Source organism: Paenibacillus sp. KN14-4R (assembly GCF_052180255.1).
GTDB lineage: Bacteria > Bacillota > Bacilli > Paenibacillales > NBRC-103111 > Paenibacillus_AM.
In genome coordinates this window covers 4,013,087-4,024,896 of sequence record NZ_CP197466.1, presented here as the reverse complement: position 1 = coordinate 4,024,896, position 11,810 = coordinate 4,013,087, and the positions used below count along the sequence as shown (strand labels likewise).

The window sequence follows — 11,810 nt, the reverse complement described above, 5'->3', positions numbered from 1 at the left end:
CGTGCATTGCCTGCTTTTATGTACAAATACAAACGACCATTTTTACAGCTGAGGGACCAAGGCGAATCCACCTCTAGACCGATCTTTGGAGTAGTCAATTTAGATACACTTATAGTATCAAAGAGGTGACTGATAGAAGAGAAAATAACATCAGTGCCATAGGGAGGATCAGAAGCAATGAGTGGGGCTTCAAGTATGAGTAGCTTTTTTAAGAACCGGTTCGTGCAATCGATTTTGCTGTCCGGCTTGTTTTTACAGATCGGGATTTGGGTAAGAAATTTGGGTGTGTTGATGTTCGTCATGGAGAAGACGAATAAGGATGCTTTCGCGGTGTCTATGATCTCAGTTGCGGAGTATGCACCGATCTTTATCTTCTCGTTCATTGGAGGCGCATTCGCGGACAGATGGCGTCCGAAGCGTACGATGATTACATGTGAAATATTAAGTGCGATCTCGATTCTAGCCGTGCTGCTGACGTTAGAATTTGGGACATGGAGAGCTGTATTCTTCGCAACATTAGTGTCAGCTATACTATCGCAATTTTCACAACCATCTGGCATGAAGCTGTTCAAGGCACACGTGCCTGAGGAGCAGATGCAGATGGGGATGTCCATAAACCAGACCATGCAGGCACTATTTATGATTTTAGGTCCGATTGTTGGTACGTATGTGTATGTCAACCTAGGCATTGATGCTTCAATTGCCGTAACGGGTGCGGCATTTGTGTTGTCGGCACTGGCGTTAACGTGGCTTCCTGCAGATCGGATGCAAGATGTGAACAAGGTGAAGACGAACATCGGTCAGGAACTCATGTTAGGGTTCCGTTATGTATTAGGCAAAAAGAGTCTAACCCTGCTTGGTGGTTGCTTTATTGCAGCAGGTTTGGGTATTGGACTCGTTCAACCATTGGGGATCTTCATCATTACCGAAAGGTTGCAATTAACGATGGATTATTTGCAATGGTTGCTGACCGTCAATGGTGTGGCGATGATTATTGGTGCGATTATCGTCATGGGATTGTCGAAAAAGTTAAAGCCACAGCATTTACTCGCTATTGGATTAGTAGGTAGTGCATCCACAATGATTTTGGTAAGCTTTTCTACCGTTCTTTGGCTCACGCTGATTGGACAATTTATTTCAGGCCTTGTGCTTCCATGTATTCAGATTGGAATTTCAACGATGATTCTCAAAAATTCCGATGAAGCGTACCTTGGCAGAGTGAACGGTATTCTCAATCCATTATTTATAGGCTCTATGGTGATCACCATGAGTTTCTCGGGCTGGCTCAAGAATATGACGTCGCTGCTCATTATGTATGAGATAACTGCTGCCTTGTTCGTTGTTGGGGTATTTATTATGCTGCCACTGCTTAAACGTGGGTATGAAGAGAAGGAATCTGTACAAGTGGGAGCCTTGCAGCAAGACGCTTCACAAGCAAGTCAGTAAAAGATATCAGGTACAAAAGTCGATAGACTCACGTTGAATGTGAGGTTTATCGGCTTTTTTCTTAAATAAGCATGACTTTTTGCATTGGACAACTGATTTTGTTATCGGTATTATGGTTACAATGAGTTTCTGTGGAGTTGTATCCAGTAAGAAAGGTTGAGAATGATGGACAATAAACCAACTACATCTAATTTTATTAAAACAATCGTAACTGAGGACCTTCGTGAGGGAAAAGTGGACACGGTGATTACCCGTTTTCCACCAGAACCTAATGGTTATTTGCATATCGGACATGCGAAATCAATCTGCTTGAACTTCGAGCTTGCTGATGAATTTGGAGGAAAGACAAACCTTCGTTTTGACGACACCAATCCGTTAAAAGAGGATGTCGAGTATGTTGAATCGATTAAGGAAGATGTGAAGTGGCTCGGATTTGAATGGGACGGGCTGTTCTTCGCGTCTGATTATTTTGAAGAAATGTACAATCGGGCTGTACTCTTGATCAAAAAAGGTAAGGCCTACGTGTGTGATTTGAATGCAGATGAAATGCGTGAGATGCGTGGAACATTGACAGAGCCGGGTAAAGACAGCCCTTATCGGGAACGTTCGGTTGAAGAGAACCTGGATCTGTTTGATCGTATGCGCAAGGGTGAATTCCCTGATGGCTCAAAGATATTGCGTGCGAAGATCGATATGAGCTCACCAAACATTAACTTCCGTGACCCTGCGCTTTATCGAATTTCCCATGCGGTGCATCACAATACAGGTGATAAATGGTGCATCTACCCGATGTACGCATTTGCACATCCGATTGAGGATGCCATTGAAAATATTTCACATTCGATCTGTACACTGGAGTTCGAAGATCAACGCCCACTGTATGATTGGGTTGTTGCCGAGTGTGAGATGGAGCACGTACCGCATCAATATGAGTTCGCGCGCTTGAATATGACGAATACAGTCATGAGTAAAAGAAACCTGAAGCAGCTCGTTGATGAAGGTTTAGTGGACGGTTGGGACGACCCTCGTATGCCTACGATTTCAGGTCTGCGTCGTCGTGGCTTTACAGCAGAATCTATTCGTACATTCGCACGTGAAATCGGTGTTACTCGCAGTAACAGTGTGGTAGATGCAAGACAGCTCGATCACTTCATTCGTGAAGATTTGAAGCTAAAAGCACCACGCACCATGTCTGTACTGCGTCCGCTTAAAGTTGTGATCACGAATTACCCAGAAGGCCAAGTGGAGATGTTGGAAGCAGAAGTGAATGCGGAGAACCCAGATATGGGCGTTCGCCAGATTCCATTTTCACGTGAAATCTACATTGAGCAAGACGACTTTATGGAAAATCCACCGAGCAAATATTTCCGCTTGTTCCCTGGCAACGAAGTGCGTCTCAAGCATGCTTACTTCATTAAGTGTGAAGAAGTGATCAAGGACGAAGCCGGTAATGTGGTGGAACTGCGCTGTACGTATGATGTTGAAACGAAGAGTGGAAGCGGGTTTACGGGACGTAAGGTTAAAGGTACGCTTCACTGGGTCGAGGCAACACAAGCGGTCGCTTCTGAGTTCCGTTTGTATGAGCCGTTGATCTTAGATGTCGAGGATAGTGAGGAAGGTGCGACTTTCCTAGATCGCATCAATGCGACATCACTTGAGGTGTTGCAAGGATTCATTGAGCCGAATATGAAGGATGTTGTGGCACAAGATAAGTTCCAAATGTTCCGTCATGGGTACTTCAATGTGGATTCCAAGCTTTCGACACCGGAGAAACCGGTATTTAACTTGATCGTGTCCTTGAAGAGTTCATTTGATGTGAAGGGCAAGTAAGATTTGCCTTTGAAAATAATAACGAAGCCCGCCAGCGATAATCGCGGCGGGCTTTTTTGATTCTTTTTCAACGATTCTATTAGACCACCTTGGTTCCAATGACGACAGTCGCGTCCAGTTCATCGCAACGAACGACCTGAGGGGTTAGTCCACTGGCAGCGAAGATTTCAACAGTCTGCATCGCTTGACGTTCGCTAGTCTCAACAAACAAGAGACCACCGGGTGCCAGCCAAAATGGCGCTTCGGCTGCTACTCTTCGCTGGATATCTAGCCCGTCAGAACCTCCGTCGAGAGCCACACGAGCTTCATAGATGCGAGCTTCCGAGGGGAGTAATCTGATCGTATCCGTGGGTACGTAGGGTGCGTTAGCGATCAGGATGTCGACACGGCCATGCAGTGAGGGAGGTAGAGGTTCGTAGAGGTCGCCTTCATATACGTGACCACCAACGGCAGTGACGTTGCGATGGGCGCATCGTACTGCATGGGGATCGATGTCCACAGCATGCAATTGAATCTGATCGAGGGAAGCGGCTAACACGCTGCCCAATGCACCTGACCCGCAGCAGAGATCCACGACTATGGCTCCTGATTGGGTAAGAGCAGCGGCCTGGTGGACAAGGAACTCAGTACGATAGCGGGGAATGAATACTCCGGGATCCACCGCTATTCGCAGTCCACAGAACTCTGCCCAACCCATGACATGCTCAAGGGGCAAGCCAGCAGCTCGCTGATCCACCATGGCAGCGAGTTCGGCCCAAGTATGTGCGGCAGATAGGAGCACTCGTGCCTCGTCTTCAGCAAACACACATCCGGCTGTCCGAAGTCTGGTAACAATGGTATGAAAAGAGTCGTTTCCGCTAAAGTCCTCGTAGCTGCAATTCGCAAAGTTCAATATTGTTTTTCCTAGTTCCATAAATCCCCCTCATTATGGCGTTTCCCATATGTAAATAAAGTCGAAGATAATCATAATCATATTTCACCAACGTATAAAGACAAAAATTACCATTTATTTGTGCAGGGGCTATGTAATCTCCCATTCCACCTTGAAGCTCCCTTTAAGCCGCCTTCCGATCACAACGATGTCATACATTCCGTCTGCTGGAATGTCGACACTTCGCCGTAACATGGAGGTGTCACCTTGGTTTGCATCAGAATAGGTTGTCAATTCGCTTATCTTGATTTTTCCGCTATTTTCACTTTGAAAAGAGTGCCCAACTCCCCCGCCATTTTTTTGGGGGAATGTAAGGGTATACGTGATTTTCTGTCCTTTTAACAAATGAATCGGGATCACATGTTTGCCATTGAATAATTTAAAATGAGCTTCATACGAAGTGTCGGTCGTGATGACTTTCCAATCTTTTTTACTGGTGTAGTCGAGGTTCGCGAGTAGGAGGATCAGAAGAGGAGGCGCAAGAGCTAGAATGTATTTGAACTTAGGGAATTCTCGGGCAAGCACATTGCCAAGGTAAAAGATGAGTGCACAACCTGCTGCTATGATGGCTACGAAGAAATGGATGCCTTGAATGAGAAAAAATAGGCTTCCGAATCCGATGTAGAGGAAAGCTCTAACCAAGGAACGTTTATTCGTTATGCGGGAAGTAATCCAGTCTATAAGAATAGAACAGAGTAGGCCATACCCGTAAATGGCAATCCAAGTAATAGGGGACCAACGTAGATTATGGCTATCCATTGAAAAAGTCTCATACCAGTTGAATCCATGAAAAAATAAGAAAAAGAATATGACGATCATAAGCGTCAAACCTGCTCCTGCTAATTTCTCCAGGATATAATGCAAAGTTTTACTATTCGGCATTCGTAAATACATTTGCAAGCCTCCTTTTCTATATTTTACCATTAAAAGAGACTGTCCATCTAGTTCCATCGTATTTATGAAAAAAGAACTAGTACGCGCTTGATCGGCTTACTCGCCATTTCTCGCTTACTAGTTCTTTTTATGTATGAAGAAATCGGCTACCCGCCAATAACCATTAATTCTTTCGGGAAGGAAGTCAGCACTTCTACGCCGTCGGCTGTTACAAGCACGTCATCTTCGATACGCACGCCGCCTACACTTGGAATATAAAGTCCGGGTTCGATTGTGAACACCATGCCTTCACGTGCTTTGTCTTGATTCTCTCCGTGCATGGATGGGTATTCATGAATTTCCAGACCAAGACCATGACCTAGACGCGTGATAAAATAGTCGCCATAACCGCGATCGATAATGGATTTACGTGCAGCATAGTCGATGCTTGCAAATGTCACATTAGGGCGTACCGCTTCAATACCGCGCAAGTTCGCTTGAAGCACAATATCGTACATTTCTTTGTTCTTGGCACTGAGGTCACCCACTGCGAATGTACGTGTAATATCGGAAGCGTAGCCGTCTACGAACACGCCTAGATCCATTAAGAGCAGTTCGCCATCTTGGATCTTACGAGTACCAGGTTCGCCGTGTGGTAAGCCAGATTTTTCACCTGCAAGTACCATTGTGCTAAAGGAAGGACCTTGTGCACCTAGTTTTCTCATTTGGTATTCCAACTCAGCCACGATTTCGATTTCAGTTGCGCCAACACGTACTTTTGCGACTCCTGCACGAAGAACATCTTCGACAACACGGATGGCATGCTTCATCGTTACGATTTCTTCGGGTGTCTTAATCACACGCATCTCGCGCAGTGGCTGCTCAATGTCCACCCATGCTTTAGCGCCTACATGTGTATTTAGAGCTTCATAGTTTGCGACAGTAAGATGGGATTTCTCCACACCAAAGTTTGCGATGCTGCTTGGCAAGTAACCTTTTAGCACGGCATATGGATTTTGTGTATCGGTATGTGCGTAAATGGTGCTTACTGAGGAAACTTGCTGTGCTTTTTCAAGATCAAGTGCTGGAACGAGCAAGAATGGATCTTGGCCTTTAACAAGAATAAGTCCTAGGAAACGCTCATGCGGATCTGTAAAAAATCCAGTTAAATAATACACATGCTTTGGCATGGTAACTAACAATACATCCAAGGATTGACGTTCCATGAAATTGTACAAATTTTGAATCCGACTGTTCATTAATGTTCACTCCTTCATTCATATGAACTCAGAATCCCGCAAAAGGAAGCGCTTGTCAACACTTAAAAAGATTTATTCTTTGACGGGCAAAATCCGCGTGAACTGGAATATTTTTTGCAATGTGATAGGGGTTGAAGAAATGAATTTGGTATACTGGAGTTAGTTAAATGCGGGGGGCGAGATGCATGGAGAGAGTCCATTTTCACTTACAAGGCAGTTGGCAAGGCAACCGTTTGGGACAGGGTCATATTGCAACTGGAGATTTAGTAAAAGAGGTGTCAATTCCTTCTGAGATGAATGGTCCAGGGGTTGGCACGAATCCAGATGAAATGCTGCTTGGTGCGGCGGCAACTTGTTATATGATTACACTCGCAGCACTATTTCAAGCCAGGAAAATAGACATTCAGTCATTTACACTTGCATCGGAAGGCATTGTGGACTTAGAACGTGGGATACCTAAGTTCAAAGCGATTATCCATCGCCCGCAGATTCAAATGCCAAGCGAGTCGACGGATGAGCAGCTTACGTATGTGAGGACTTTAGTCGAACGTGCAGAGCGAAGCTGCATGATTTCACAAGCCTTGCATGGTAACGTGCAAATGACGGTCGAACCCACAATAAGATGAGGATAAGAGAGGATGGGCTTCAGGATGAAACAAAAAGTTATTCTGCTCGCTTCACATACATTAGGAAAAGGGTCTGAGGAACTAGGGGAGACGATATTGGAGACATTCTTCACGCTGCTGAAGCAGAATGATTCGCTGCCAGCTGCCGTCTTTTGTATGAATAGTGGGGTAAAAGCACTTACAGATGCATCTTACGCTTCGGTTCACCTTAAAGAGCTAGAGCAGCGTGGAGTCCGCATCATCGCATGTAAAACCTGTGTGGATTTCTATGATCTCGGCGGGGTACTGACTGTAGGGGAGATCGGGAGCATGAGCGATTTTATTCAATTGGCAAGTGAATATGAGGTACTGACGCTAAGTTAATCCCATTAAAAAGAAAAAGCAGTTGTTACTCTTCAAGCGAAGATGAACAACTGCTTTTATTTTTCGAAATGAAATTATTGTTTAACGGTAATATTACCGGCTGTTGTACGAACTTTAATAACTTCTTGCGAAGTATGCTTCTCATCAGGGGCACTAATGTTACCTGACGTAGCTCTCAGGTCGAAGGAGCCGCCGAAATCTTTAGGAACCGTAACTTTTGCATCGCCTGAAGTCACTTTAATGTCAGCATTAGCGGCCTTTTTCTGAGTCAACTTTACATTACCTGACGTGCTCGTAATGATAGCCGAGTCGGTCACATCATTGAGCTCAATATTTCCGGAATGGATTTCCGCTGAAATGGGTCCCTCTGCTTTCGATGCGCTAATATTGCCAGATGTGGATTTAAGCTTAATTTCTTGACCATGCACGCCAGCCAATTCAATATCGCCAGATGTGGCGTGTATGTCGACTTTGTTAGCTAGTAAATTAGCACCTGTAATATTCCCAGAGGATGTTTGAATGTCAACCACTTGGATTGGGGTTAAATCTGTTAAAGCGACTGTGACTTTGATTTTATTATCGGAGAATGGTCCGAATGAGAATAGATTCCACTTTTCTTTCTTTGAAAAATCAAGTTTGAATTCGCCGTTAACAGGGACTGCAGCCTCGATGAGATCAATATTATCTTGCTTGGTAGTCCCGTTCATTTCGATCGAGTTAGAGCCATCTTGACTTTGGACAAATACAACATCAAGGTCTCCAGAGGATGCATGAAGTTTTAACTCTTTTAACGGATCGCCTGCAAGGTTCCATTTTTTCTGGAAGGTAAGATTATTGTTGTTACCATTTGTGATGCCGAAATTATATGCGCCAATTAGACCAATTGCAATGAGGATTAATCCAAGACCAAGAATTTTTTTGTTCATAATGATCGTTCTCCTTTAATCGTTTTACCAATCCACTTGAAATATTGAAGTAAGATTTGTGTCCATAATCGCGTGAGCTTGAGTGCATAGTGGATAGCGATAATGCCAACACCGAGACAAGCAATTGAAATGAATAGCTTACCAGCTGAGAAGTATTGATTGATAACGAAATCAAGTGACGCAAGTACCGGAGCGGTCATTAGTGAGACACATGCTAGGACAAGGGATAAACAGACGAGCCATAACGAGCCCAATAAAGGAGTTACAGAGATGTTAAGGAAGAACTGTCCTATTATTGTGAAAATGGTACGGCTAACACGAGCCTCAGCAGGTTTTATTGTATCGGGATTGATATATTGAGCACCTAACGCTTCACGTGCCAATTCAACCGGGTCGCCTAGTTCATAAGCAATCTCTGGTTCAGATAGACCATTTTGTTGGCCGTGTTGGAAGTGCATATCGTACTCCGCTAGCAGCTCTTTACGTTCATGTATGGGCATTGCGTACAAGTGATATTGTAAGATTGTCATGAACTGCGATTTATTCATGAAAACCACCCTCTTTCAATAAATTAGATACATTGTTAGCGAAAAATTTCCATTCAGCGACCATTGCATTCATGTAATCATGGCCTTGTTCAGTTAGTCGATAGTATTTACGCGGAGGTCCTTCCGTCGATTCCTGTAAATACGTCGTGCACAACCCGTCGTTAACGAGCCGGCGTAGCAAGGGATAAAGTGCGCCTTCGGCCACCTGGATATGATGAGACATTTGCTGTGCAAGTTCAAACCCGTACTGGTCTTTCTTATTAATGAGAACGAGAACACAGAGTTCCAAGACGCCCTTTTTAAACTGAACATTAATTTCCATTTCAAACCCTCCTTTGGTCGAGCGTATGCAGGCTAGTTATTGTTCTATATTAAGTATGCTTTATTCAGTACTAATTAATGTTAGGTACCTGTTGAAGATCACTATATCATCATGTACTGAATAATGCAAGGTACTGATTTATAGTTTTAAGCGGAAACTTGCAGGTAAGTTTAAATCAAGTGATTAAATTTTTTGTATTTACAAATATTTTTGACAATTGTATCATGATCTGTGACTTTCGAAAGAAGGTGACAAGGTGCATTTTTTCCAACAAGTGATCAATGAATTTAAAAAATGGGATCGCGGCGTCCAATTATTTTTTGCGGCTAACCTGCTGTATCAGTTAGGTAGCGGTATGTTTTCTACGCTGTATAACCTTTATGTGGAATCGCTCGGACATAGTGAGCACGTGACGGGGTCGATTATTAGTCTGCAATCTTTAGCTAGCGCGCTCGTATTCATTCCCATTGGATTCCTTGGTGATCGTAAAAGCCGCAAAATGATTCTGATCTTAGGTGCGCTGTTCTCTGGCGCCAGTCTGATTGCCCGTTCCTTTGCAGAGTCGGAGCAGAATTTGCTGTGGCTTGCTTTTTTCTCTGGTTTATTTGTAGCAGTATTTCAAGTCATTGCAATGCCGTACCTGGCCCAACTCGTGGTAAAAGAACAACGGCTAAAGCTGTTTAGTTATCACTTCGCGTTTGTACTCGCTGCACAAGTACTTGGAAGCATCGCAGGTGGTTACCTAGCCGATTTGCTGCAATACGTGGGTTGGAGTAAAACGAACAGCTTGCAGGTTGTGATGTTCATAAGCGGGATTTTTACACTTGCAGCCTTTATTCCGATGTTATTTGTGAGTAAAAGAGTCGGTGGAAGCGAGCAATCCAATACTCCGGCTACGACTCTTTCAGATGTTGGCACTTCATCACCTGTAGTTAACACGTCGAACGTGAAGTCGGAATGGGTAGCGATTGGTTTCTTTGTGCTTACCCAATTGTTGACGGGTATCGGTTCGGGGCTTGTTGTTCCCTATTTGAACCTCTACTTCAGTAACCGGTTTAATGTGTCGCTCACGGCTATTAGCCTGCTCATTTCGTTAGGGCAAGTGATGACGATTGTCTCGATGCTAATCGGTCCGTCGGTTGTTAAGCGTTTCGGTCCGGTACGTGCCATCGTCTATTTTCAGCTGCTCTCGCTGCCGTTCTTGTTGTTGACTGGTTATTCGAATCTTTTATTGGTAGCCTGCATGAGCTTCTTGTTTCGACAGGCGCTAATGAACGCAGCCAATCCGATTCATTCATCCGTTATTGCCGACCGGGTCTCTGACTCCCGCCGAGGAATTGCGAATTCACTTACACAAACGGCATTTATGTTGGGGTGGGCAGTTACAGGTGCAATCCAATCGAATCTCGTAACCACATATGGCACATACTGGGGCTATGCGATTACATTCAGCATTACCGGTGTGTTGTATGTAACTTCAGCTATGGTTTATTGGTTTGCATTTAGAGATAAGAAAACAATCCGTGAGCGTGAGACCAAAGTGCTTGAGCTGTGATGAAAGAGATGTAATCAACTTTATGATAACCCCATACAGCAGCCTGAAACCCGATTATCCGGCTTCCGGCTGCTGTTTTTTTGTATAACAAAAATAACAATTGACACTTTTTCCCTGTAGATGGTAATATACTGTCATTAATCATAGTAATCTTATCGGAATAGTAAAATTATCCACTGCCTGTCTATCTATTAAAAAAGTATGCTCAAAAAGTCTAACGGAGGAGCAGTAACCAGACTTTCTGAGCACATTCCAAAAGGAGGAAACGGTTGTGGAGTATACATTAACGATCCAATCTGAGCGGGCTGAGCTCGCGGCCGTTCTACATGAACCAGCAGGTGAGGGACCTCATCCACTTATTATTATTTGCCACGGTTTTATCGGCAATAAGATTGGGACAGATCGTCTGTTTGTCAAAAGCGCACGAGAGCTGAGCAAAAATGGATTCAAAGTCATCCGATTTGATTACGGTGGCTGCGGTGAGAGCTCCGGTGAGTATGGAAAAGGGGGCTTAGATGCGTTCGTCGAGCAGACTCGTAAAGTAATTGATTACGGTTTATCCCTTGATGGAGTTGATCCTGATCGTGTGATCTTAATTGGACACAGCCTTGGCGGGGCATCTGCCATATTGACTGCCGTGGAAGACCCGCGAGTGAAGACAGTCGTTATGTGGTCTGCGGTTGCACATCCGCTTAACAACATTGTAGGCATTGTAGGTAAATCCATTTATGAGGAAGCTGTTCGCAGAGGGAAAGCGGATTATCTCGGATACGAACTGCATGCAGGTTTTTTCGAATCACTGGGTAAGTATCAACCGTTTTTGCAGCATATCGGGCAGTTTAAAGGTGATGTTCTCTTGTTACACGGCACAGCGGATGATGTGATTCCAGTGGATTACTGTTTCTTGTATCAACGTGTGTTCTGGCTCCGAAGTGACGGGCAATGCGATAAAGAGGTTATTTTACAAGGCAATCATACGTTTTCATCGAAAGACAGTTATGAGCAGCTAATTAGTAAGACGAGTCAATGGCTGCAATATATGGATCAAAGAAAGCATGAATGGTATGACTGGACCATCTAATCATGGATAATTCGTCGATTAAACAGCCTCTGAGCCTGCCCATCTGGGAT

12 protein-coding genes are annotated in these 11,810 nt (G+C 44.2%); 6 read left to right on the top strand and 6 right to left on the bottom strand.

Annotated elements, in window-relative coordinates:
- The first annotated feature begins 177 nt into the window (after nt 1-177).
- Complete coding sequence (locus ACSBOP_RS19835) at nt 178-1,446, top strand: MFS transporter (protein WP_442602204.1); 1,269 nt, start codon at nt 178-180, stop codon at nt 1,444-1,446.
- Between the two features lie 165 nt (nt 1,447-1,611).
- Nucleotides 1,612-3,276, top strand: a complete 1,665-nt coding sequence (locus ACSBOP_RS19830) for a glutamine--tRNA ligase/YqeY domain fusion protein (RefSeq protein WP_442604539.1) — start codon at nt 1,612-1,614, stop codon at nt 3,274-3,276.
- 79 nt (nt 3,277-3,355) lie between these two features.
- On the opposite strand, the gene ACSBOP_RS19825 is transcribed toward ACSBOP_RS19830, so the two are convergent.
- The 3 genes from ACSBOP_RS19825 to ACSBOP_RS19815 form a co-directional block, all read right to left on the bottom strand.
- Nucleotides 3,356-4,189: a putative protein N(5)-glutamine methyltransferase gene (locus tag ACSBOP_RS19825; RefSeq protein WP_442602203.1), complete on the bottom strand. Its 834-nt coding sequence runs from the start codon at nt 4,187-4,189 to the stop codon at nt 3,356-3,358.
- A 108-nt stretch (nt 4,190-4,297) separates the two neighbouring features.
- Entirely contained in the window at nt 4,298-5,101 is an 804-nt protein-coding gene (locus ACSBOP_RS19820) for a hypothetical protein (RefSeq protein ID WP_442602202.1), read from the bottom strand.
- Between the two features lie 146 nt (nt 5,102-5,247).
- Entirely contained in the window at nt 5,248-6,339 is a 1,092-nt protein-coding gene (locus ACSBOP_RS19815) for a M24 family metallopeptidase (protein WP_442602201.1), read from the bottom strand.
- 185 nt (nt 6,340-6,524) lie between these two features.
- On the opposite strand from ACSBOP_RS19815, the gene ACSBOP_RS19810 reads away from it, so the two are divergent.
- Nucleotides 6,525-6,965 (top strand): SACOL1771 family peroxiredoxin, encoded by a 441-nt coding sequence (locus ACSBOP_RS19810; RefSeq protein WP_442602200.1) that lies wholly within the window; start codon nt 6,525-6,527, stop codon nt 6,963-6,965.
- A gap of 24 nt (nt 6,966-6,989) precedes the next feature.
- Nucleotides 6,990-7,328, top strand: coding sequence for a DsrE family protein (locus ACSBOP_RS19805; RefSeq protein ID WP_442602199.1), 339 nt, complete (start codon nt 6,990-6,992; stop codon nt 7,326-7,328).
- A gap of 74 nt (nt 7,329-7,402) precedes the next feature.
- Here ACSBOP_RS19805 and ACSBOP_RS19800 read toward each other — a convergent pair whose 3' ends face one another.
- From ACSBOP_RS19800 to ACSBOP_RS19790, 3 genes are read right to left on the bottom strand one after another with little or no spacing between them, the layout of a single operon-like run.
- The gene (locus ACSBOP_RS19800) at nt 7,403-8,254 is read right to left on the bottom strand and encodes a DUF4097 family beta strand repeat-containing protein (protein WP_442602198.1); all 852 of its coding nucleotides are present in this window, start codon (nt 8,252-8,254) and stop codon (nt 7,403-7,405) included.
- Nucleotides 8,251-8,802 carry an HAAS signaling domain-containing protein gene (locus ACSBOP_RS19795; RefSeq protein WP_442602197.1) on the bottom strand — a complete coding sequence of 184 codons (552 nt, stop codon included), beginning with the start codon at nt 8,800-8,802 and terminating at the stop codon, nt 8,251-8,253. Before ACSBOP_RS19795 ends, ACSBOP_RS19800 begins: the two co-directional genes overlap by 4 nt.
- A complete protein-coding gene (locus tag ACSBOP_RS19790) occupies nt 8,795-9,124 on the bottom strand; it encodes a PadR family transcriptional regulator (protein ID WP_442602196.1) in 330 nt (109 codons plus the stop codon). The genes ACSBOP_RS19795 and ACSBOP_RS19790 overlap by 8 nt, the downstream gene beginning before the upstream one ends.
- Nucleotides 9,125-9,380: 256 nt before the next feature.
- Between ACSBOP_RS19790 and ACSBOP_RS19785 the strand changes: the two genes are divergently transcribed.
- Both ACSBOP_RS19785 and ACSBOP_RS19780 read left to right on the top strand, forming a co-directional pair.
- Nucleotides 9,381-10,679 (top strand): MFS transporter, encoded by a 1,299-nt coding sequence (locus tag ACSBOP_RS19785; RefSeq protein WP_442602195.1) that lies wholly within the window; start codon nt 9,381-9,383, stop codon nt 10,677-10,679.
- 271 nt (nt 10,680-10,950) lie between these two features.
- The gene (locus tag ACSBOP_RS19780) at nt 10,951-11,760 is read left to right on the top strand and encodes an alpha/beta hydrolase (RefSeq protein ID WP_442602194.1); all 810 of its coding nucleotides are present in this window, start codon (nt 10,951-10,953) and stop codon (nt 11,758-11,760) included.
- The last annotated feature ends 50 nt before the right edge of the window (nt 11,761-11,810 follow it).